At 37.7% G+C, this 25,076-nt stretch carries 15 protein-coding genes and 2 CRISPR repeat arrays; of the genes, 11 read left to right on the top strand and 4 right to left on the bottom strand.

Annotated features, from left to right (window positions below; all coding sequences use genetic code 11):
* The first annotated feature begins 276 nt into the window (after positions 1-276).
* Complete coding sequence (locus tag AACX33_RS21135) at positions 277-585, top strand: hypothetical protein (RefSeq protein WP_227789214.1); 309 nt, start codon at positions 277-279, stop codon at positions 583-585.
* A 111-nt stretch (positions 586-696) separates the two neighbouring features.
* A complete protein-coding gene (locus AACX33_RS21140) occupies positions 697-903 on the top strand; it encodes a hypothetical protein (RefSeq protein ID WP_227789216.1) in 207 nt (68 codons plus the stop codon).
* Between the two features lie 163 nt (positions 904-1,066).
* A CRISPR array of direct repeats spans positions 1,067-1,897; the repeat unit is 35 nt; unit sequence GTTTCCATTTTTATTCGACTTCATAGAAGCCAAAG.
* 247 nt (positions 1,898-2,144) lie between these two features.
* On the opposite strand, the gene cas1 is transcribed toward AACX33_RS21140, so the two are convergent.
* Positions 2,145-4,151, bottom strand: coding sequence for a CRISPR-associated endonuclease Cas1 (cas1, locus tag AACX33_RS21145; RefSeq protein ID WP_227789217.1), 2,007 nt, complete (start codon positions 4,149-4,151; stop codon positions 2,145-2,147).
* Between the two features lie 567 nt (positions 4,152-4,718).
* Between cas1 and AACX33_RS21150 the strand changes: the two genes are divergently transcribed.
* On the top strand, positions 4,719-5,966 hold the full coding sequence (locus AACX33_RS21150; protein ID WP_227789219.1) for an RICIN domain-containing protein: 1,248 nt from the start codon (positions 4,719-4,721) through the stop codon (positions 5,964-5,966).
* Positions 5,967-6,533: 567 nt separating this feature from the next.
* Here AACX33_RS21150 and AACX33_RS21155 read toward each other — a convergent pair.
* The gene (locus AACX33_RS21155; RefSeq protein WP_227789242.1) at positions 6,534-7,109 is read right to left on the bottom strand and encodes a hypothetical protein; all 576 of its coding nucleotides are present in this window, start codon (positions 7,107-7,109) and stop codon (positions 6,534-6,536) included.
* A gap of 514 nt (positions 7,110-7,623) precedes the next feature.
* Here AACX33_RS21155 and AACX33_RS21160 point away from each other — a divergent pair.
* A complete protein-coding gene (locus AACX33_RS21160) occupies positions 7,624-7,965 on the top strand; it encodes a hypothetical protein (protein ID WP_339407116.1) in 342 nt (113 codons plus the stop codon).
* Positions 7,966-7,967: 2 nt separating this feature from the next.
* A complete protein-coding gene (locus AACX33_RS21165) occupies positions 7,968-8,492 on the top strand; it encodes a hypothetical protein (protein WP_227789222.1) in 525 nt (174 codons plus the stop codon).
* Between the two features lie 141 nt (positions 8,493-8,633).
* On the opposite strand, the gene AACX33_RS21170 is transcribed toward AACX33_RS21165, so the two are convergent.
* A complete protein-coding gene (locus tag AACX33_RS21170) occupies positions 8,634-10,691 on the bottom strand; it encodes an AAA family ATPase (RefSeq protein WP_227789223.1) in 2,058 nt (685 codons plus the stop codon).
* Positions 10,692-11,068: 377 nt separating this feature from the next.
* A CRISPR array of direct repeats spans positions 11,069-11,457; the repeat unit is 35 nt; unit sequence GTTTCCATTTTTATTCGACTTCATAGAAGCCAAAG.
* A 505-nt stretch (positions 11,458-11,962) separates the two neighbouring features.
* Between AACX33_RS21170 and cas10 the strand changes: the two genes are divergently transcribed.
* The 6 genes from cas10 (at position 11,963) to AACX33_RS21200 (ending at position 22,486) form a co-directional block, all read left to right on the top strand.
* Entirely contained in the window at positions 11,963-15,238 is a 3,276-nt protein-coding gene (cas10, locus tag AACX33_RS21175) for a type III-B CRISPR-associated protein Cas10/Cmr2 (protein ID WP_227789225.1), read from the top strand.
* A 191-nt stretch (positions 15,239-15,429) separates the two neighbouring features.
* Complete coding sequence (locus tag AACX33_RS21180; RefSeq protein ID WP_227789227.1) at positions 15,430-16,659, top strand: type III-B CRISPR module-associated protein Cmr3; 1,230 nt, start codon at positions 15,430-15,432, stop codon at positions 16,657-16,659.
* Positions 16,656-17,558 carry a type III-B CRISPR module RAMP protein Cmr4 gene (cmr4, locus tag AACX33_RS21185; protein ID WP_227789229.1) on the top strand — a complete coding sequence of 301 codons (903 nt, stop codon included), beginning with the start codon at positions 16,656-16,658 and terminating at the stop codon, positions 17,556-17,558. Before AACX33_RS21180 ends, cmr4 begins: the two co-directional genes overlap by 4 nt.
* A gap of 132 nt (positions 17,559-17,690) precedes the next feature.
* Positions 17,691-18,086: a hypothetical protein gene (locus tag AACX33_RS21190; RefSeq protein WP_227789230.1), complete on the top strand. Its 396-nt coding sequence runs from the start codon at positions 17,691-17,693 to the stop codon at positions 18,084-18,086.
* A complete protein-coding gene (gene cmr6 / locus AACX33_RS21195) occupies positions 18,086-20,026 on the top strand; it encodes a type III-B CRISPR module RAMP protein Cmr6 (protein WP_227789231.1) in 1,941 nt (646 codons plus the stop codon). The genes AACX33_RS21190 and cmr6 overlap by 1 nt, the downstream gene beginning before the upstream one ends.
* A 306-nt stretch (positions 20,027-20,332) precedes the next feature.
* Positions 20,333-22,486 carry a S1 RNA-binding domain-containing protein gene (locus AACX33_RS21200; protein WP_227789232.1) on the top strand — a complete coding sequence of 718 codons (2,154 nt, stop codon included), beginning with the start codon at positions 20,333-20,335 and terminating at the stop codon, positions 22,484-22,486.
* A 689-nt stretch (positions 22,487-23,175) separates the two neighbouring features.
* Here AACX33_RS21200 and AACX33_RS21205 read toward each other — a convergent pair.
* Positions 23,176-24,951: a ShlB/FhaC/HecB family hemolysin secretion/activation protein gene (locus tag AACX33_RS21205; protein WP_227789234.1), complete on the bottom strand. Its 1,776-nt coding sequence runs from the start codon at positions 24,949-24,951 to the stop codon at positions 23,176-23,178.
* Between the last annotated feature and the right edge of the window lie 125 nt (positions 24,952-25,076).

The raw sequence follows: 25,076 nt of genomic DNA on the forward strand, positions 1-25,076 counted from the left end.
GACAGCCCCTAACCCCTCCCCGCAAGTGATCGAATCGCCCCCTTAGCCCCCAATTATGGGGGAACAAGAATTTTCAAAGTCCCCCAGACTTGGGGGATTTAGGGGGCAAATATAGACTTAAGCGCAGACAGATAGAACTTGTGTGTACACCGTAGACTTTTGGCAAGGTAGTTTAGATGGTAAATAAAGGACAAAATTACCATTAAGTATGAAATGAGTTTGACTCCTAACTTATGACTCCTAATTTCTGCTGCAAAAAATAGCTGGGGTTGATGAATGTCTAAACCACGTTCTTTAGGTGCAAGAGAAATTCATCTCATTAACCTTTATAGTCACTGGGAATTTAGCATGACACCTCACGAATTTTATGCTAAGTGGGCTGTTAGTTACGAACAAATTGCCGTTATCTGCCAACGTTCTGATTCTACTGTCAGAGGTTGGTTTCAACAGGGCAAATTGCAACGTCATCCTCATTTTAACGATTTGCGTCACTTAGCGCTAATGGATTTTCTACTAGAGCATTTTGAGCAAATACCCGACCCAGTTCTGCAAATTTTTCTGTATGCAAAGCATATAAGAAATTAATTGTCAATGTCATCCTGGGCTGTTTTATCACTTACCTCCTGACTTACAGTCAATATTGTTAATTCAAAGTCAAAAGCAAAGGCATTTTGCTTGACTTGTCAGGAGGATAATATGACTTATTCACAGCAGTTGCATCCTTGGTGTGTTGTGCGATATCTCGCTGGTCAAGAATATATGATTGTAGCTAGATTTCGCCGCCGTGATGATGCTGTTGCTTATTTGCAAGTGTTGCGTCAAGCAAATAAAAAGGTTGTTTTTACAATTCTTTTTCATGCCCCAACAGTCAAAACTTCCCTGACACCTAAAGCTTTGAATTGACAGGCTTCTGTGAAGTTGATTTAAAATGGAAACATCTGCGTTCAGTTAATTACACTTGCATAAATACCCGGTACTAACTTTGTTATGTCCGGGTATTTTTTATTTGACTTCATAGAAGCCAAAGTTAAACAAGAAAGTTTTTGAGGTAGAGTGTTACGGCATTGTTTCCATTTTTATTCGACTTCATAGAAGCCAAAGAACATCAAATAGTCACAAACCTCACCTATCACCCTGATCATATTGTTTCCATTTTTATTCGACTTCATAGAAGCCAAAGTCTTGCCAAGGGGGAGTCAGTTATTCAAGACCTATCTGTTTCCATTTTTATTCGACTTCATAGAAGCCAAAGGTAAATACAAAGGTTGATGAAGGTTTTGAATCCAGTTTCCATTTTTATTCGACTTCATAGAAGCCAAAGCCTAACAACATATTGTTTGTTTACGACCCCGAACGTTTCCATTTTTATTCGACTTCATAGAAGCCAAAGAAAGTTGAAAAGCAAGGCTATAACCAAGCTAGTTTTGGTTTCCATTTTTATTCGACTTCATAGAAGCCAAAGATTGTGTCTGATGAAAACCATGGCCTTACCAATTTACGTTTCCATTTTTATTCGACTTCATAGAAGCCAAAGTTTCTTGTTCCTCAAACAAAAAGAGATGTGGACGAGCAAGGTTTCCATTTTTATTCGACTTCATAGAAGCCAAAGTGAACACTTTAATTCAAGAAACAAATGCTGATGTTATTGTTTCCATTTTTATTCGACTTCATAGAAGCCAAAGAAAACAAAAATCTTTTGGTAGAAGAAGTAATTGAAGGTTTCCATTTTTATTCGACTTCATAGAAGCCAAAGAAAAGCTTTTAACTTCACCGACGCCATTGTCGATGAGAGTTTCCATTTTTATTCGACTTCATAGAAGCCAAAGGAATTACTTTCATAAAAGCTAACATGGGACGCATTCGTTTCCATTTTTATTCGACTTCATAGAAGCCAAAGGCTACATTTATAGAAGCCTTGTATAGTAAGCATTGTATACCCATTGATCTGAGGGAGTCAAATTTTATCTCCTCCCCGGACAGCACTTAGTCCAAAAATGCATGATTGAAGTCTTTCAAACCCTTACCCAACAGCTTATCCGAGGGAGTCTACGAAAAAATAAGTGTTTCAGAGATCGCTTGACTCCCTCAGATACTTATAGATAAGCTGTAAAACTATAAGATAGGCTAATGAAAGCCTATGAAATTTACAACTTCCAAATCATTGGACGATAGACTTCAACTTCACCCATCAAGCAGGAAATATACTCTCGCACTTGTAACTCAATGCAACGTCGTATACTTACTTTATAACCCGTGTGTGGGTGTGTGATCTCAGATTGTAACTTTTCTTCCCAATGTTTAAGGAATTTTTTCAAAGCATCAGGAAATAAATAAACGCCACCACGCTCATCTGGCGAAGTAAAATCTTCAGGAACCAATATTCTCGTATTCACCAAATAAGCAACAAATGAATCTACAACCTGCGCTCGAAATTCCTCCATTAAATCACTGACAAGTGCTGGATGATTGTCACGGGGGACATGAAGATTTCCAAAATGTGTATGCAATCCTATAGACTGTACAAAAGAAAAAACATTTTGACTTAATAAAGTATAGCCCAAACTTAACAAACTATTCACTGGATCAGTGGGTGGTCTTTTGGTACGTCTTTCAAACACGAATACTCCAGTAAATAGAGAACCCAAAGCCTGAAAATATAAACTTGCTGCTTTTCCTTCGTATCCTCGCAATGCGTCCATACTTTCTGCGAACCTGAGTTTTTCCATTAGTTCAGCAATTGATGTAATTGCTAGTGCGGCACTTTTGGAGGGACGACGACGATTAAATTTTAAAAGTAAAGCACGAGAATTATGTAACTTTGCCAAAACGATCGCTTCAGCTTGTTTTCTGGTAAACTCAGGATTTCGACAACATTCCACCTGACGAGCCAAATATTCTACCTTCGCTTGTCCCTCGGTTTCTAACCTACCAAAATACTTACCCCTTTGAGAAAGGTACATCACCGGAATACGACTCCGCAAAGCAGAAGCCACCGCACCATGTGATAAATTACAACAACCAAATAAAACAATGTGACTAACACGAACTACAGGAATTTTGAGCTTTAGCTCACCTTTATAAAGCACCTGAAACTGTTGATGGTAAACATTCAAATACGCGCCTTGGTCGGTGACATAAAGTGTACTCATCTCGTTAATCCAATAATGAGAAATTGGGGCGGGAACAATTGCTACAGGCTTAACGGTACTGCAAGCCTTGGGGGGACGAGAAACAAATTTAGCTGGGCGTTGATTCAGGCGAAAATAAGGCGTACCCGAATCATTAATCAACCATTTGCCGTTTTTGATTTCTGGTGGCGGCGGTGCATAAACTTCACCATTTACAAAGCGATAACCTAAAAAAGTAAATTCATCATCAGGGGCATATATTTGAGTTTTTTCTGGTTGCAGAGATAGATACAAGCCCCTAAGCCAGTTAGTAATTTGCTCAAGAATGCGATTAGCTTGTAGCCAACTCTCACAAGCAATAGCAAAATCATCACCATAACGAACTAAATTAACTCCATGACTCAGACATAAGCGGTCAAATTCTGTCAGGTAGAGATTAGCCAAAGCACCAGACAATACTGCACCTTGTAAAACTCCCTTACCAGAAAAGATAGTTTTGCCGCCAATGACAACCCCGGCTTTAATTTGCTGTTCTACGAGTTCCAAGATATTGACTTCTAGCTTTAATTCCTCCAAATTAGTGAACAGTAAAGCCCAACAAAGATTGTCAAAAAACTGCTGAATATCAGCTTTAATAATCCAAGTCGGACGCAATTGGTAATAAGAAAACAGATGTTGTACTGCTTGCTGAATGTTATGTCCAGGACGATAAGCATAACTACAATCAAGAAAAGTATCTTCCAAGGGGAAATATAACTCTTCTAGCAGTAAGCGTTGGACAATTCTATCTCGCACTGTCGGGATACCAACAAGGCGTTTACCACCGCTTTTTTTTGGTATGTAAAATCCCTTAGCCGGATAGGTGTGATAAATTTGTTGCTGTAGTTGATGTTGGAGAATTTGCAGTTGGTCGCTAACCATACTGGCAAAAAAGTCCAAAGTAATACCATCTACACCAGCGTTTTTCGTCCCTAACCGAACTTGGAACCATGCGAATCTCAGTTCTTCGATGGTAAAAGCCATAAGTAAGAGTAGTAGGAGGTAGGCGGAGATAGAGGGAAAGGCTTTTCCCCATCTTCTGGTTCCGGGGGTTCCACCGCTAAGGCCAAAGGTAGGCGGAGATAGAGGGAAAGGCTTTTCCCCATCACCATTTCCTATATTTCTATGATTTCACAGGGGTATATGAGTTGAGATATGAGTTGTAATCTGGGATATATGAGTTGAGATATGAGCGCCCCAGGAGGGGAAGTCAGAAGTATTAAATCCCCTCGCAACCAATGAAACGAACACATTAGCAGTGAAAAAACCTGAATTTCTTATCTAGTAACGGTTTTAAAATGTGTTTCTTGAGAATTTAATAGTGGGTGATTTTACCTAAACAGAGGGTATTTTGTTAGGCGCGCGAAATTTTGGACAGTAAATTAGACAGTTGCAATAATTAGGACATCAGCCCCAGACAAGGTTGCTTAAACAACACACAACCGTAAAGCGGAAGTCAAAACTCAAAAGCTTATGACATGGGCTTTGCATTGATTTTGAATTGTCTGTTTGTTTACGCCGACTCATACTACTAAATTAACACAAAAAAATATGGCTACCAACAATCACCAATCTACTGGTTTATTAACCACATTTGCTAATGCTATGAAATATCAAATTCAAATGCATCTAAAAATTATGTCTAATAAAAATCAAAAGGTTGATCCTGCTGAAACTGCCCCCCTAAAAACTGTTCAATATCAAAGCCAAAGGAGTCGGACAATGACGTTTAATAATGTTTGCAAAATTCTCGGTTTAACCACTGTTAGTTTTGTTGTCTATTTTTCACCTGTATCTGCTCAATCGGCGCAAACTTTTTCGGTCGCTGATGGAATGGCATTAAATACTAATAATAATTTTCGGCGTATTGATGGTCAACCCAGAATGTCCATTTATCGGCGTAATGACAATGATCCAGACCAACAGTTTGATATATTATTACCTGCTGTCAATGGTGGAATTCGGTTAAAACACCGTTCTACTGGTAAGTGTTTGAATGGCCATCGCACCGCCAACGGTTCTGAAATAAATGTGTGGAATTGTGATGAAAATGATATAGACCAAAGGTGGAAAGTAATTCCTATTGCTAATGGCTATAACTTAATTCAACGGATGGGTACAAATAAGTGTGTAGATACTCCCACCAGAGACAATTCAGGAATAGTGCATCTGTGGGATTGCGATAGTAATAATCCTAATCAACGTTGGCGCAGTAGTGCAGGACAAGTTTCAACTCCTCCCTCGAATGGACAAGTCAACTTACCATTTAGAAATGGTCAAACTTGGTATGTTTGTCAAGGTTATCGTGGTGGAGCCAGCCATTATTATGAGAGTGCTAGTTATCATAATATTTACGCCCTCGATTTGACAGTAGAAAATAATTCTTGGGGGTCAAAAGGATGCTATAGCAATGATAATGTTAATAAATCTGCGGGGCATCAAATTTTAGCTCCAGTTGCTGGAAATGTCGAGAAAGTAAGTTGGGCAGATGATCTTGTTTGTCTAACAAACAATTCTCAAAGTAAGAGCTTTCTGATTGGTCACATGGTTCCATCAAGTAAAGTTTTAGGACGCGTGAATCAGGATGCTGTATTAGGTGTAGTTAGGAACTATACAACAAAAAATGGTTATGCTCATATACATATAGCTGCATATAATGGAAAGGGATGTACGGGAGTATCAATTCCCTTTACCGATGCTAATGGAGTTCGGTTTAATGGGGTGAAAAATTTACCAAGCCTTGATACTTCAACAAGCAAGCCAATGAGTCAGCATCGGGGAACAGTTTTAAGACGCTAAACCACCACTCTAGTCCCCACTTTTGTATGGGGAGATTAGAGAAAAAGTCTTGCATTAAAACTATGGTGGGCAACGCCCACCACAACGCTTTCAATTCTTTTCAAGCAGTTTTTGATTAAAGTGTAGCTCAACTGATTAACATCTTATATCTAGCCCCCTTACCTACCAGGAAATGGGGGTTTTAATAGTAGTTATGAGGTATTAGTTACTATAGCACTCCTAAATGATATGTGAGAGTTCAACAAGGCTCAAATGCTTATAAAATAAAGATTTTTGTCTACGTATTTTCTCACAATTGGGGTAGGATTTCTATCTAACCTGTGACTTAAATAGCCTATTTCGGGATGCGATCTCAATGAATTGCACTGACTTACAAAATTTTTGTTTTAGAGACACCACGAACTCAGCGCAGTTGGCACAATTCGTCCCTAACTGCGTACCGCATAGATAACGCAATACTGCAAAGATGTAATTACCAGCAAGCAATTCTCGAATATTTAGAAATCAAAAATTCCCCGTACCTTAGTCGGGGGATAAGCAGCTTCAAACTTAAGTAAAACAATAATATTAAAAGTTATTGATGATTACAGGTGGGCTGTTACGCATCGGTGGATAGAATGGATACATCATTGGATAAGCAGGATAACCCTGTTGATAGTTAGGTTGCGGATAATTAGGATAACCCTGTTGATAATTAGGCTGGGGATAAGCAGGATAACCCTGTTGATAATTAGGTTGCGGATAAGCAGGATAACCCTGTTGATAATTAGGCTGGGGATAAGCAGGATAACCCTGCTGATAGTTAGGTTGCGGAGAACTGGGATAACCCTGCTGATAGTTAGGCTGGGGAGAACTGGGATAACCCTGTTCATAGTTAGGTTCGGTATAATTGGGAGAATTTGAGTCGATGCTAGGATTAGCACCAATAGTTCCAGCTAATTCTTGATTTGTTGGTGACGATTGACTACTAGATTGATTATTAAATAAGTCATTTATAACTTGGTATCCAACTTGTTGTAATATTGGACTTAGAGGTAAAGCTAAACTTTTTTGAGTAGTTAAACCCAAAATTGGCAGGGATATTAATAACGAAATTGCTAATTTACTTAATCCTTTGTTAACCACATGGGATTGGGTCATCATATTTGCATCCACCCTTATGAATCGATAGTGAAATCTAGAAATTGAATTATTTTTAATATAGTAGTATTAAAATATATACCCTAATAATTCTTGCGAACAAGGAAATAATGTATAGTTTTAAATCCGGAGATAAAATAATCATCATTGGTGCTATATATATATTGTTAGGCAAGAGTTCGGACGTTCGGCGAAGCTCTGTCGATATCTTGGTTGCGTAGCGATGTGCTGCCCACTGTAGAAGAGTAAGACTGTTACTTTGTTTATTTTATTTATCGGCAATTTACTGTAATATTACGTTGAAACGGATTGATTCAAGAATATACTGAGTATTTATTTCGACTAAAGCGCCAAATTCTGGACAGCTAATTGGACAGTTGCAATAATTAAAACATCAGCTTAAGACAAAGTTTTTGCAAGAAGAGACTATTAAATTACCACAGGATACAAATACTAAGGATACTTCCACATCTGAATCTAATTACTTGTAAACCTGAATTAACTAATGGGTGATTCTATGCAATTAAGATTTCCAGATTCAACAAGTCCTTCTAGCACTTCTCAGCCAAAAAGTAATTTTCTGATTAGAGATGAGTCCGCTTTCATTGCCCAATTCCAACAAAATATAGAAATCCTACTTACAAAAGGCAACATTAATCCAGAAACCATTGATTATATTCTTTATCAACTCTCCCACCCCAAAGCCATCAAATATTTTCGCTTCGCTTTAATTGCCCAACAGTTAATCAAAGTATTTGGCTTGTTAGATGACCAACAAATAGATACGTTAACCTTTGATATTGCGTTGGTTTTATTTGCCTTAAAAATTCTTGATGACATTGCAGATGGAGAAGAATAACCATGAATAATTTCAAAACTTTTTTACAACAAACTACTCCATTTTCTCACGCAGGAGTTAAAACTGAGGCGGTGCAAATATTAGCAAATATCCTGTTAAACAAAGGCTATAGGAAAGCAATTAATCAAACTTTGGTTAATCTCTGTCAAACCATGATTAATGAACATGAAACTGCTAATCTTGAACGCTTCTGCCAAATGCGAGAAACATCTGCAATCGATGGTACACAACTATTTTTAGATTTACTTCTGCCTCACATTCCCCCAGATAAAAAGGTTAATTACAGAAATCTGCGTCGATTTTTTTATGCCTTTGCTAAAGCTGGAAATTATCTTGATACTCTCCTGGATTGGCAAAAAGACTATGAGCATGGAATTGCACTTAAACCAACTTTTAGTCATAGACTTTATGTAACAAAACGCTTAAGTATGAATTTGCTTTATTGTGCTGCTTGTTTTCCAGTTAACCTAGAGGGGATAAAAGCCATAGCTCAAATGACAATCTCAGTTTTTGATTTACCTGATTAATATTCTAACCTAATGATTGGCGATCGCCTACGAAAAATCAAATTATGCGTAAGCAGAGTTACTCTCAAAGCGCAAGCCCTAAAGATTAATTTCATAGGGCTTTTCCTCAATCCTCAAAATCGCATTACTTCAATTAATCAGCTAGTGATATAATTTACTAATGGCATCTCCCATTAACTTAATTTGTTCACGTATCTCTAATGGTTGTACAACCTTAATCTTATCTCCAAAACCAATGAGCCAACGTCTCAGGTCTATATCTTCGATAGTCCAACATGGTAAAGTTAGTTGGCAACAATAAGGATAATTAAAATCACCTGTTGGTGGTAAAACAAATACCTTTTCTTTAGCTAATTTTCTTTTCCCTGTCCGCATTGACATTTTGATTTGATTATGAGGTAATCGCTTGGTTCTTTCGCTAATAAAATTAAAGATACCTTCCTGACACCAGATATCCACTGTTATTTCCACAGAACTGCGTTGTTTAGAATCTAAATACTTTTGCTGTTCAGTGAGGCTATTACCTAGAAATAAACTATAGCTAGATTTATATAATTTTTCTAATCTAGCCAAAGCTACTTTTTGTTCTTCGAGACTGCGTTTTTGCGGCAGAAATTTGTTGACAAAGAAGCGGTCTAAACGTTCAAATCTCAATAGTTTATCTGCATTTCCATCTTGGGCTTCGTAGCCTAAATACCAGCCTATTTTAGAAAACACAACTTGTAGAGGCCAAACTCGGAATGGTTGGTTAAGATGGGGGTCATGAGGATGACGGCCTGTGTGGGGAAAGCGGTCAAGTTCTAAGAGTTGACCTGATAAAATAGCCTTGCTCAATTCATCTAGTTTATGGTAGGCTGAATAGTTTGGTAAGTTTTCAATATCAAGTCCAGGATGATTAGCGATCGCTCTCACCTGATAATCATCAGCAAACTCTTGAGAACGCAATATCTGACTGGCTTCTAGCTTCCTCTCAATTTCTTTATAAGTAGATAAAGCCATCGGATCTTCTAAATCCTGAGCATGAGAACGCAAAACTTTATAAACCTGCTCTAATTCGTATTTATTCAAGACCGCATTGCCAACAAAATAAGCACGTTTCATAGTAGTATTTGGGAGAATTTTATAAGGGTGTAATGCTCTCTGAATATCTTTACGAAGAGATGTTTGATTAATACCGTAAATATATGATTTCAAAGTTGTGAAAAACATCTTTTGACTGGTTTCTGTATCCTCTTCATAGCGAAAGCAAGGATAATGCACCAAACAGCGAATAATTTTGATAACCCGTAAAAAAGTATCAATATCAGAATAAGGATGTGCCTCAAAATGGTTAGTATCTCCTGTATAATCAGCAACATCGATTTCCTGATCTAATCCTTGTTCACCAATAATCGCGTTTTTCTCTAACCACTCTAAATCATTATTTAAAGCTTCTGGTTCAGCATAAATAGAATGATATTGACTAGCCATTAATGCAGATATCTCAGACAGAGAATCTGTAATCGCTGTAGTATCACCAACTAACTTTTGTAAAAATTCAGGATTACTATCATATAGTAATCCTACACCTGGAAATTTAATAATTAGTGAAATTAGATACATCAATCGCTCAAAATCAATTAAGCCAGAGTATTGATGTAAAGTTTTTTTATGGCTACAATTACGGCGATTAATAATAGAACGAGGTAAACCCTTAATCTGTTTTTCAATTAAAGAAAAATCATACTCACCATTTACCATTGACACCATCGACACTCTAGAAAAACCTTCAGCTTCAAGTGGTTCAAATTGTTTTAACCACTTATCAAAACTCTCAATGACATTTTCAGCAACTTGTCGTTCTCGTTGTTTATTTCGGCGATAACATTCACTTAACGGGGTTCTCAGATACCAAGCCATCCAAGTATCTGCACCCACACTAGCAAACTTTTTTAATATATCTATGCGCTGCGCCCGTTTATAATTAGTAGCATCATAAATTACAGAATGTCCAGCAGAAACCGCAATTTTGACTTGCTTCAATATCTCTTGTTCAATTAAATTCCAGTCACCTTGCTGACTTTCATCACCAAATAATTCAGCCCGAATTGCATCTGTAGAAACTATGACACAGTTGGGGTCATATTTCACCCATTGACGAGCAAAAGTGGACTTTCCAGAACCAGGAATACCGATAAGACAATGACAAATAGGAGACATAAGCATTAAAGTTTATACAAAATAGATAATTAAGTATTAATACTTAATTTTTATATAGATGGTTTAAGAGTCTAATTTTTGGAGCTATTAAGGATTGTAACTGTAGGTTGGATGACTCACAGCGAGTTCCCATAGTTGGAAAAGCAGGATCTTTGCAGTCACAATTTACTCATTCATAGCTCATGAGTTCAGCAGTCATGACTTAGTTATGAAAAAATAATAATAGAATGAATATATACTAAGCTAAATTATCGTTAGTTAGTAATAATTAACGCGAACAACGAAAAATGCACATTCTTGGTTTGGGAGCATCCCAACTTGGAAGATACATATTTCATTAAGCAAGTGGGATGCTCTCCCTGCTTTGAAGTCAAAACCCCTTCTATTTTATTCGACTTCATAGAAGCCAAAGATTGCATTTACTTTTGTTGGATTAGGTTGCTTTTGTTTCCATTTTTATTCGACTTCATAGAAGCCAAAGTTTGTTGCAGATCTACAAGCAACATGGGTTGATGTAGTTTCCATTTTTATTCGACTTCATAGAAGCCAAAGATGATAAGGAGGCTGGAGCATAACTTCTATCGTGATGTTTCCATTTTTATTCGACTTCATAGAAGCCAAAGTAATGATGAAAAAGAGTATATCTGTGGAAAGATGGTTTCCATTTTTATTCGACTTCATAGAAGCCAAAGGGTCATGCAAAAGAGTTCCGAAACTCAGGTTTCAGAATTGTTTCCATTTTTATTCGACTTCATAGAAGCCAAAGGCTACAGTTACAGAAGCCTTGCCTAGCCAGGATTATATAGCCATTAATCTGAGGGAGTCAAATTTTATCTGCTTCCAAGAAGGAAATTCTACTAGAAATAGCACAATTGAAGCCCTTCAAACCCTTACGTAACAGCTTATCTGAGGGAGTCTACGAAACAATAAGTGTTTCAGGCATTGCTGCACTCCCTCAGATACTTATAATTCAACATTAAAACTATAAGTTTGACTTATTAATAGGAATGACAATTTACAACTTGCAAATAATTGGTCACTAAACTTCAACATTTTCCATCAAACAAGTACACACTCCCTTACTACTGTAGATTTCGTTGTTCGCGTCAATTTAACAACGTCTTGAGATTTCTATGATATGGTTAAATTTGTTTGTACTTAATTATACTATTTATTCAAGCCTCTTACAAGGGCAAGCAAAGGTAAAAAGTACAAAAATGCTAAAAATAGTGATAAATCCCCAAAAATATAGACTTGTGCAGATGTAAACTATGAATTTATATAAACGCAAACTTTACGCTTTATTACGCACTATTACTGAAGATCCTCAATCTATTACCTCCATTTGCCAACATTTGGACATTTTTAACTCAGATATTCAGGAATTATCTCAATGGTGGGATACGGAAGGATACAAAGCAGCCAAAATTAGTAGCTCCTCCGACAAAATAAATTTTGAGAATGCAGTTAAAAATGACGCTCATACAATAGAGATAAGACATCCTATTAGCGGTCAACAGAAAGAAATTGTTAAAAATTTTAAAGAAATATCAGTAGATGCAATAGTAGAACAAATTCAAATTGTTTGCCAGCGTCTGTCTCAAGAACCCCACACAGACGAAGCTGAAAAAATCACTAAACTATATTGGTGGTGTTGGCGATTTTATCCTGAATTATTGGCATCATTGAATGTAGATTTTTTAAATCCTGCCCATCTTATATTACCAGATTGTTCTCACCATAGTTACAACAGTACAGTTGCTGCCTTAACAGGAGCAATGTTTCCGAAAAATTGGCAGCCAAATGAACCAGCAACACATCCTTATTTATTAATATTTACCTTTTCTCCTGTTCAGGAATTTATTAAAGCCTCACGCAAATTTATAGATTTTTGGTCAGGCTCATATCTGCTACATTACCTGAGTGCTATTCTTTGTTGGGAAGTAGCTCAAAAGTATGGGCCAGATGCAGTCATTACTCCTTCTTTATGGAGTCAGGAAATTATTGATGCTTTACTTCTCCAACTTTATCCTGATTTTAAGGCAGATTTTCAGAAATATCAAAAAACAGACCCAATTAGTAAGTTTGAGAATCAAGATAACTTATCACAAAGTCTTTCCACTGCGGGATTCCCTAATGTTATTACAGTTTTAGTTCCTGGTAAAGATGAAGCGATGCAATTAGGTCAGGAATTAAAAAATACGCTCAATCAACATTGGCAAGAAATGGCGTATAAAGTACGGGATGATGTGAAAAATACTGTTCGAGAAAAAATAGCAGATGAGGATGCTTTAAAGGATGTTTGGAAAGAAATTAAAGAAGAGTTTAAAGACGGAGAATCAGAAGAAATTTATTTGGCAGAATTAAGAAAACTACGTCAAGCAGGATGTTGGGAATGGAATAGTTTATGGTTGGCTCAAATTCAGCATACTTGGGAAAGTTATTTCGTTGCTGTACCTTTGGGTAATCCTGATACAACATTAGAAACTAATACAAATCCTGAACTAACAAAGGAATTTCTTGAATGGATAAAAGCTCAAAATGAAATCGCCGATATTCCCACTATTCAACCAGATGATGATCAAGAAAATCTTCAATCACCTCTAATGATCCCCACAAAAGCAGAATTAAATGCTTATAATATTGTTAATGTTGGTACTTGGTGGGGCAGTTTTCAAGGAAGATTAGGTAAAGCTATTCAAGCCATTAAAAATACTCGCAGTTGGCAAATACCTGTTGCATCTGGTGAACGTTCTACCTTATCTGGTCAATATACTGCTTTACACCCCCGGTTTCTTTATCAAAACTTTTACAATGGTTTGGGGCTACCTTTAGAGTCGCTGCGATTATTCTGGAAAGCTATGTCTGTAGTTTATCCGGGAGTTTTCAATGGCTCAGAAAAACTCAATTCGATTGAATTAACCAAGCGTATGGCTTGGAAATATGGAGGTGTAGCTGAGAATTTAGGGATTAATTTAGAAGTCGTAGAAGATAATTTAAAAAAGGAATCTTCTTCAGAGCTTAACAAAGACAACAATATTGTCTTTGCTGATAAAGCTATTAAATCTCTTAACTACGAAGCCCTAATTCGCTTCCCTAATCTTTGTTCCATTGCATCAGCTAATTTTGCGGCTCATAATCCCGAAATCATCCAACAATTTTGGTCGCATTTACGCCGCAAGATATCTGAAGATTCACAGTTAAAATCAAAACATCATGATTTTTGTTCTCTAACTCGTCGCCCTTTTCAAGTTCGTCGTGCTGATGCTGCTTTGAAGTCACTATCTAATTATGGTAATGGTTTCAATGGTGTGATGTTTTCTAGTAAATGGTTAGGAGATGATCTCACTCTTACCGAAACACAAACTTCTGCTCTACGTGTAATCATTGATGATTTGCAAAAAGAATATTTCGGTAATAATAGTCCGGCTGACTGGTGGGTTTTGGTCTTAGGTGATGGTGATGGGATGGGGCAGTATGTTAGTGGAAGAAAGTTAAAAAATTATGCTGACTATATTGTTGAGGATTTAGTTGACAACGAAAATAAACAAGATTCAAATTGGCAGGAATTACTGAATACTAAAAAACGCATGGGACCTGCTACCCACGTGGGATTAAATAGGGCATTATTAGATTTTTCTAATCGTTTAGTACCCTATATTACCGAACAGAGATATTGTGGCAAAGTGATTTACAGTGGTGGTGATGATGTTATGGCTGCCTTACCTTTGGCTGATTTACCAGGGTTTTTACTCAGTTTGCGGGCGGCTTGGTGTGGGGCTGATGATCCTGAAGATAAATTTACCTCCGAAGGCGGATATTGGCAGTGGCTAGGTGATAACAAACCAGAAGAAATTCCTCACCGACCTTTATTTACTATGGGTAAAGCTGCAACTATGAGTTTAGGAATTGTCATTGCCCATAAGAGTGTTCCTTTACCAACTGTGTTAGAAAGTATTTGGGATGCTGAAAAGGAAAGGGCTAAAAAGTTATCCGGCGTAACGGTAAAAAGCCCACTTTGGCAAATATATCTTTTCTGTATAACCGTGGAATCAGGTTCTTACGGCTTAATGAAATATGTATCTTCCAAGTTGGGATGCTCCCCTATTTTCCCCCCTAAAGATGGTTTGTGTTTTCGGGTAATTTATGGTTCTGGTAATACCCTGGAAGCTTTAATGAAAGGTCATTTGCTCCCCCAATGGTGGAGTTTTCTGTCAGAGTATAAAGATATAGATTTTAGTCCGGTGCTGTATCGGTTAGCAGAGGCGTTACCACGTCATGCAGAAGTGACCAAAGATAGTCGTTTGTTCTCTAAAGCCGCCCAGGTGATACTTGCTAGTCGGGATGAACAACTAAGTGAGGATCTGGAAGCTGCTTTACTCAATTGGTTGGATGCTTGGGAAGAGTGGGCTTGGCTAGTCCAAGAGGGAGTTACAGAGCAGGATGACCAACCTTTAGGGACAAAACCGGAGGATTTAGCGAATTTGTTACGTTTAACTGCGTTTTTGGTTTCACGGCGGCAACAGGAGCTAAATTGGGGGAAATGAAAAATCAAATAAACTTCTGGGAAGTTGAATAAAAATAGTTAGGGGTTATGGCAGTTTACATTTGAGTGACATATAAAAATAATTCTCAAATCACTTCATAGCCAGGACTTTTGTGTTTTTACATCATCGAAAACCGCCATAACATGGTTAAACCCTGAGACAAATACTGAAATTATCAATTTGAATAAATTATGCAATGGTATGTAATTGAACCACTAGATATCCTCTTATTTAGAGAAGCTAAACCTTTCGCACCGGGTGAAGGTGCTTGGGCTAAAAGCCTTTTTCCTCCATTACCAACGACGGTATTTCAAGCTTTACGTTCAATAGCAGACAAAGCCCATGAATTACAATTTTGCGGAACTTTCTTACTTTGTGACAAACCAGGTGAAAAACCACAAATTTACCTACCCACACCAAAAGACCTACTCGCTGTCACAATTAAATTAGATAAAGAAGAAGAGGAATTTGCCAGCAACAGTACAAAATCTCAAACATGGGATCGTCTCACCTGTTTAGAACCATTAAACCGTGAAGATCCTCAGTGGAAGCATCTAGGATTTGACCTAGATTATTTTCCCGAAAATGGGATTTCACCAATGGTAACACCTGTACTTTCAACCCCAGGAAATACAGGTCAATCTGCAAATGGCAGCCAGAAAGAATATATTACTGGTTCTCCATATAGTTGGATGAAAGCAGAGGCTTTAATTAAATATCTGCAAGGAGAAACTTTAACAAACCGAGAAGATTTTCATGATGACCCTTGGAGTAAACAAGTATTATCTCATATTCAAATGGAGGGAGGTCAACGACAAGTAAAATCAAAAAATGGTTATTTCACAGAAGTAGCTATCAGATTAAAGACGCATTGGAAATTGATTGCTGCTGTAAATACAAATTTACCATTATCAACAGTGCGATTAGGAGGAGAAGGACACCGGGCTTTAGTTTATCCACTTAAGGATATATTTAATAATTCAGGAGATGAGAGAAAAAAAGAAAACTTTGACAATTTACAAAAAGACGTTTTAGATAAATTAAAAACCTTCCAAGAACCATCGGATATCAGCAATAAAGCCTATCTGCTCACTCCTGGACTAGCACAGATTCATCAAAAAGAGATGATTTATGGTGTATATCCCTATTATTGGCAGGAAATACTAGCCGGTTGCGTTAGTGATAAATCTTTGCTGTGGGGTGGTAAATCACCTTTTGCTAAGACCCCAATGTTACCTCAAAGGGCTTTTGTTGTACCAGGAACAGTGTATAGATTTAAAGATGGTTTTCAATCAAAGTTGAGTCCATCTAATCAGGAATCTTGGCAGCAACTATTACCGCTAGCGCCCGGAAAAGCAAAATGGTTGGAAACTTTGTATAGCTTAAATTACGGAATGTTACTTTGGAATCAAAACCCATGAAATTTAATCTTGTTTATTTGTACTTAATTTCTCCTTTACATACAGGTGGAGCAACTCAAGAAGGAAATTTACTAGGAATTGCGCGAGAATCTCATACTAATTTACCTTATGCACCTTCTAGTACAATTAGGGGTAGACTAAGAGCCAGTGCAGAAAACCGCTTGCAACAAGTGCGGCTATTTGGCCCGCAATTAGAAGATTTGAAAGATGCAGGTTTTGTGGCTGAATATGAAAAACAACCCGGTAGAAAAGTAATTACAGTTAAAAAGGAAGGGAAGGAAGAAGAACAAGTTGTTAAGTTCAATCAACTTGAACAAGGAGATATTTGGGTTGGTGATGGTTCTATTCTCTGGCTACCAGTTCCTTCTTTAAGTCATGGTGTCATCTGGATTACTTGTCCGATGTTACTAGAAAGATGGCTGAGATTTCATCCAAACCGTAATATTCAGCCGGCAGATTTGCAGAATCTGGAATATAAAACTAATTTGGGAGTGAATAACCCCATCTATCTCAAAGATGCCATTATTAGAGATAATTTACAAGCTTGGGGAGATGATTGGCAGAAGTTTGTCCCAGAAGCACCAGAAGTTAATAGCATTAAAAGGGTCTTGGTTTTACCAGACCAATACTGTACTACTGTGATGCAAATGAGTTTATGGCGACAAGTCAAAATCAAACTGGATCAGCATAAACAAGTAGATAATGGTTTTCGTTATGAAGAAGCTATTCCTCCCGATACGTTGATGTATTTTCCTTGGGGGACTACCTTTCAAGCTAACGGTACTGCTAAAAAATCAACCGAAGATTTTCAAAATTTAGTTACTGAAAATTCGGTTTTACAAATTGGTGGACAAGAAGGTTTAGGGAGGGGATTTGTGCAAGCTTGGAGTTCTAATTGAGGATAAGTAAATTTAGCAGTAATATTGCGTATTGCCTAAACACCTACAAAAATTAAAATTTTGGATCTCAGCGCCATAACCCACTTTGACAAGGACGATAAATTTGATTGTGATGATTTGGAGTTTGTGAAAATGACAATATTTGAGCCACGGGCTTTAGCTAAACCTGTTCACGACGGATTAACTCAATTAAGAGAGTCTGCTAATCATAATGAATCTCGTTTAAAAGAACAGAAAAATCAAGCGGTAGAGTTATATACTTATTTAGCAACATGGGGTTTAATGCGATTAAAAGCTGAAGAACAAGCGCTTACTCAAGAAGGTAAAAGGGATGTAGTTAGAATTTTTTTTGAATGTTTGCAAAACTTAGCTAATGAACCAAATTTAGCTGGTGGTTTTGGTTTAACAACTCTAAAAAACCTCAGTGCAGAAAAATATTTAGGGTTAACTGGTTTGGGTTTATCTTTAGCTCAAGAGTTTAGCTTTTGGGCAGCAGCAGTTTATCATGATATCAAGGGTGGTGAATAATGGTATTTGAAAAACCTCAAAGACGAGGAAACAATCAACCAAATGGAAACCAAGCGCATCAGCCTAATCCCAGAAATGGAGGTGAAAACATTCCTTCTCCCTGGTTAGAGCATCCCCTTAACTCTCATCCTCAACCTGATTCTACGGCTGGCTTTGTAGAATATCTGCGTTGGATGCGATCGCTTGACCACCCAGATAAAGATATTGCCAAGTTACAAATATTACAAATTGCTGCGGAAAATGCCAATTATAGCGATCGGCTGACGCAACTCAATCGGCGAACTCAACTCATTGCTGGTGAACAAAATTGCTTCTGTGTAACTTGTCCGTGGCGGATACGAGTTGGTGGACACAGAGGACCAGAGAGTATCCTGTTACCTGCTTTTGACGCTTTAGGTATACCTTACATTCCTTCTAGCACCCTGCGCGGTGTAGCCAGAACTCAAGCCATAGTCACCTTAATGCAACAAGGGATAAATCGCCAAGCGGCTGAAACACAGGTGATGAAATACTTTGGCAGACTGGATGCAGAAAATAATCAAGATCGTACAGGTAAAGTCATATTTTTAGACGCATATCCTATTCCTATGCCTAGAAATAAATCAGGCGGGTTAGCTGTGGATATCACCAACAATATTTGGCAATGGGATGATAATAATCAACTCAACTATCAACCAAACCCCCAAACTTTTTTCTCTCTCAAAGAATCTACATTTGTAATTGGACTTAAACCTACAAAATATTGCCATCAAGATGATTTAGCAAAAATTAAAGCTTGGCTAATTTCCGGCTTAGAAAGTGGTATTGGTTCGCAAGTAAATACTGGATACGGTAGATTAATTCTATCCACCAATCAAGTCAAAACCGATAACTTTTTTCAAATCAACTTCACTCTTGAAGGGCAACTCATACATGGTACACAAAAATTTAACAATCTCAATCAACCGTACCAAGGCAACAGACCAAATACTTCCCCAACCGAAGAAGTGAGGTGTACAGCCTTTAAATCCATGTTGCGTTATTGGTTTCGGGCATTTGCTTTAAGTGTATTACCAATTGGTAATACAACAAATTTAAAGAACTACTTAGAAGCTTTCAAGAAAAATGCCGATATCCCACTACCTGCGGAAGTAAGATCATTAGAAGCTATTTTGTTTGGTGGAATTACACCCCCTACTACAGGTTGGGTCAAATTCCAAATCACCGATAGTCAAATAGTACCTTCTCGTCAAGAACGTAATGGTTATACTTGTGGAGAACAATCTGGAAACTTAATTCTCAGCTACTCATCTGAAGCGCCTTCATTCCGAAAAGATGCTATTAAGAAGTTATTCATGAATTTAACTTGGATGATGTTTCATTTAGGTGGAGTAGGACAAGGTGCAAGACGACCATGTTATTCTCGTCAAGAACGTAATCATCCTAAACCACCTTGGTGGCGGGGTTCAACATTAATTCCAGAAAATGACGATGAATTTTGGGAATTACCAGAGGGAATACGAGAATTTCAGCAGTTATTCAGAAAACGATTACAAGAATTTTATTCTGCTCTTAAACAACTAATAGCCCATAACATTAATTATCAACAATTACTGACTGTGAGTCAAGTACAACCGGATAAATGGAGTCAAGCAGTAGATAATAATTGTCGCATTGTTGTATGTACTGGAGATACGAACAACAATAAGCCCTATGCTTTAGCTGTACTTCATGAGCATTTTCACAACAATATAAATGTTTGTGGTCAAGGTGCAACTCCTTCACCTGTATGGATTGCAAATTTAGACGTACATTTAGATGATGAGTCAGTACATTATCAGGTAGTAACTGTCTTTGGTGTCACTCCCAACGACAATCCACGTAATCAATATTTACGACAATTGCGTGCTGGTACAACTAAACAAGAGTATGCTCAAATTTTTCCCTTCCCTAATAAATAGATAAAGCTTCAATTCCAATATACAGCAGTCGCCAAGTTAGAGCATAACAAAATCCCCAAACCAATTCACAGCAAGCATTTCAATTTTAACTTTTGCTATAGTGCTTTGGGTTTTAAATGAACGTTTTCGTTGTTCGCGTCAATTTCCTAGACTCAGCAATGCCAGTCTTATAAGATACATAATAGTAAATTAGTTCAAACAAGGCTAAAGATAAATTACAGGAGGCAAAAAGGCAGTTTTATACTTTAACTGTACTCCTGAAACTCTTTCCTTTTTCTGCATCCAACTTACATCTTGGAGAAAAATATGGGTATTCTCATCGCCAATATCGGTACATCTGATTTAGCCATTAAAATCAACGTTGACGGTCAAGAATATTATGTACCTATTGACCCACTTGCTGAACCCAATCAAGATATTAATGAGTTAACACCCCAAGAATTAGCCATTTGGAAAAATCCCCAACAGTATTTTAAATCCACTGGTTTATATGAGGAATTAGGATTTCCTCCCGAGGTCATTCCTCATACTAGACAACTGACAGAAAATTTATTACAAAAATACACCGATAATCCTGAAACTTGGCATTTACGTATTCATGCACCCAGGATTTGGGGCGTTATTCAACAAGCATTAGCCTTGGGAATTAATCAAGGTTACATATTTGTTAGTGATCAAAAATCCCCAAAAATCCCTAAAGGTCATCCCAAAGATACTCTTTTTTTATATGAAATTTTAAAAATGTGGTTTCAGGATAAACAACCAGATTTTCAACTAATTAAGGAAGTAATTCCCTTGGAGTTGAAACTTAATATACCGGATGATTTATTTCAATATTACTATGAATTTTTTAGTCAATTAAATTTTAACAAAGAGAAAAAAGAACAAAAGCAACGTTATCCGCAATTACATGAAATAATAGCTGGTAAAGTTGTCTCATTTGATGCTCAGAATCAAGGTTTATTTGTGGAAGTTAATGGAGGGGTGCAAGGATTTGTCAATATTAATAATATTTCCGAACCTGCGATTAATCCAGATGATTTAAAAACACTGTTTAAAGTGGGAGATTTAATTTGGGTCAAGGTTATTAATAGTGAAGTTGAAAGATTGAGATTTTCTACCAAAGAGTTAGAAGAGACTCCCGGAGAAATTATTCAAAATCATCAAGCTGTTTATCATCGCATTAATCAAGAAATTCAAGCTAATTCTGAGTTGATTAATCAACCACAGTTAGATGAAGAAATGATTTTGATTAGCATCAAAGGAGGAACACCCCAAATGAGAACTGCGCTGCAACTTCAAGGTATTTCTGTATCTGCTGTCAAAAAGCTGTTGTTTGTTAATCCACAACTTTCTATTAGTACTGTTTTTCAAGGTATACCTTCTAATTGCGAGTTAGAATCTTACTGGCGCTATATACGTACTCAAAAGTATCAAACGATTAAAATACTCTTGGAACGTTGGGATTTTGATGGTGCAGTGCAAATATTAGGAAACTGGCAAGATTATCTCAATTTCTTAATTAAAACCGGGGTGGTTGGTAAAGAAGATGTAAAAAAAAGTAGTGATGTGAGTAAATTAGTATTGCAAGTTTTAGATTTTGCTCGCGCTTGCTTTAATCTTGATTTTCAAACTGCTAAACAACTTGCACAAGCAGGAATAGACACACTAACAACTTACCCAGAACTGAGTAAAGATATTTTTCCTAAACTGCAAGAAACAGCAGATAAATATGGAATTTATCAACACCGTTTATTGAGTATATATACACAAAATCGGATTTATTGGCACTTAGATCAAATCTCTAGTTTCTTGGCGCATCTTTCTTCTTTTTGTGAAGAAATATTACACGGTTTGATTTTGAAGTGGGAAGGTAAAGCAAATTATTGGTTGGTGAAGTTAGGGAGAAAATATAGAAAAGCTACATCTGAAGCAGAAATCAAAAGTGGTTTTATAATCGATGTCCAACAGATTAAAATTAGTAACCAGCAAGTTTGGGATCATGATTCTTTACAAAGACAATTTGACTCTAAATTTGCTACTGGGAAAATAGCATCATTAAATAATCGATTCACCAAGCGTTATTTTGTCCAAGCTTTAGTTAATTACCGAAATAATCCCCAGGAAATTGAAGCTTGGGGTCAGATTATAAATGGGTTACAGCAGTTAGATTTTTGGATTGACCAACGTAATAAGTTAATTCACACTGCTACAGGTTTTTCTAAGTCATTCATGGTTGATTTATATCGTGAATATTCACCTGATGAAAATTCCCGTATATCCAAACCTTGTCATCCTCATGAAATCTTAGACATTATGGCAGCAATTACTAAGAATAAACTGGTTGATTTAAAAACTATTTACCGGAATAAGTTTGTTGGGAATGAGGCAGAATACTATATATATACCTTAGTGAATAACTGGGTTGTGAATACGTTGGTAACTGATGGGATGAAGTGAGGTAAAATTTATCAATAAATTCTGTCCACAGCATCAATATCAATTCTTAATAGCAGAACTGAACAAGGCAGAGCGTTTGAGAGCTTGGAATTCGATTACTTGCCACCGTGATTTGGAAGGAAGCATTCCCTGTCACGCTTTTTAAAATTCTTATGCAGTAAGGTTTACAGCGTTTAGTTTAAACTCGTAGCCTATCTTTAGCCTAAATTAAATTTCTAGACTGATTTTCTAGCCTAAGCCAAGAAGTTACCTGCGAGCCTCCTAGCCCGCATTTCTCACAAGCGATGCGATAGCGTACAGCGCTGCTTTCAAGCAGATCGCTGTTACCTAAACCTTTATCCAGCTTAGATTTTGAGCGTTTTAGACACTGCACGAATCACAACACTATGTGAACGGGGTATCTTATCTCAAGTCTAAGTGGCATAAGCGTTTTGGGCTATTCGCTTAATACTTGTGAGAAATCCAGGCTAAACATGAAGAACCGTTTTCGACTCCACGCTCTTGGCATATGTTGAGTGATACTATTCATGAATATGGCGATCGCGCGGCAAAAATCGTTAATAAAATTAATAAACACCTCTGTTTTTGTAGCGATACATACGCCAAAATTGCATTCTCCTGTCAATCCTACTTGAGGGGGCGACAAGCTATAAATAGCAAATGTTCCCAACCGGATATTTTTTATAATTTTAAAAAACATTGTACTGCAAATAAAAGTACAGGCCATTTTCTTGCCATGTCCCTCTATTATTTGAGTTAACAGATACTAAAGGAATACCCCAGTCAAGACGCGCAGTGAAGCGATCTCCCTGTAACCATTGCAAACCTAAACCAATGGCGGCTAAGGTGTTAGGCTGAGGATTTTCTCTACCCGAATTATTCCAACCCACACCCAAATCTGCAAAGGGAATAACCTGCAACCTCCCACCTATCTTAGCTGCACGTAGGATTGGTATTTGCACTTCAGCTGAAGCTAAAGCCCCATTGTCAGTTAACAAGAAATTTTGACGATAACCCCGCACACTACCCAAACCCCCCAAGCCCCACTGCTCTAAAGGTAAAAGCGGACTGGATGCAAGTTGCGTATTTGCACGTATGAGCAGTAATGTTTCAGGAGCTAACAGACGTACCCACTGAGCTTGCCCCTGCCAACTGAAAAAGCGACTATCGGGGGGTTCGGGATTAATTGTGGCATTCAACGCACCGATACCCAAATTAAATTGTGACCTGAGAGCAATTACTTCCTGACTGTTACGAGTCGTCCATTCTTGGAAAAACCTCAATGCGGATATGCGTGTGCGTCCGGCTTCATCAGAACCCAAAGCCGGAAAAGGTATGCGTTCTGCCTCGATAAAAGAGGCTTCACTTTCAATTCGAGCAGCTGTTACACCCAGGGCAAATTCCTGAGTGGGAGTTTGGACTAATGGCTGGCGAAATGTTAATTCGTAGTAACGAGAAGAGGATTGGATATCTAGAGCATTGAAAGGACGTTCAATAACATTGCTAGACGCAGTACCAAAGTTAAAACTGAGAGTTCCGTTGTGAGGATTGAGAGGCAGTAGATAGCTGGCATCGAAGGCATTGCTACCATCGGTGTTGGTGTAAGCTACATTCAAACGATCTCCTAGTCCGAGTAAGTTAGCTTCGCTCAGTTGCAACTTCCGTTGAAAACTACCTACAGCTGGCGATCGCCCATTATCTAAAACTACTTGTGCGCTAAATGTTTTCACCTCCCTAATTTCCACTTGTAGCAAACTTGTATTTGGGCGCAACCCGGTTGACAGTTCAGCCGACACATTTTCGATCAAAGGATTAAGTTGTAAAAGTTGCAATCCCTCCAGTAATCGTTCCTGATTTAGGGGCGGTGTCGTGGCGATCGCTAGACGGCTACGGATATAATTGGGGTTCAGTCGCTGAGTACCACTGATTGTGATGTCCTCCAATCGACCTTCCACCACCTGAATTTTAATTACACCAGACTGAATTTTTTGCGGTGGGATGTATGCGCCAGAGGTAATGTAACCTTTGTTAATGTATAGTTCCGTGATTTGAGAACGAGCCTGAAAAATTTCCCTCATTGTAATTGGCCGTTTGGTAAACTCAGCCACAGCTTTAGCTAATTCTTCAGGACTAAATACTGTACTGCCCAGAACTTCAAACCGATCCACAGTAATATTTTGATCAGCTTCACTGGGGAGTGATTCTTCTAGGGTAGAAGTTGGTGGCGAGGGTGGCAGTAGGTCTGTTGGTGGCGGTAATGGCTGTTGCGGTTGTGGTGTTGGGAGTGGGGAAGGTGAAGGTGGTTGGATATCCTGCGGCGGTGGGAATCTTTGGGAGAAGATGAAATTTTCCCTTGGTAGTTCTTTGGCTTGAGCTGACAGAGGTCGAGAAGTGATACTGCTGAATAGAAATATACTCAGAGGCAAACAGAACAATGGCGATTTTATAAAATATTTCTCAATCATAAATAGGACTTACGCATTGAAAGGACAAACCAAATAGGGGGTATAGATTTCAGGCATTAAACTTTGATTTTCCCACACTTTTTAGGCGATGCCTGCGGCGGGGGGAGCAATGCGATTTATCAAGG

Origin of the sequence: Nodularia sp. LEGE 04288 (assembly GCF_963896525.1) — a bacterium.
Lineage (GTDB): Bacteria > Cyanobacteriota > Cyanobacteriia > Cyanobacteriales > Nostocaceae > Nodularia.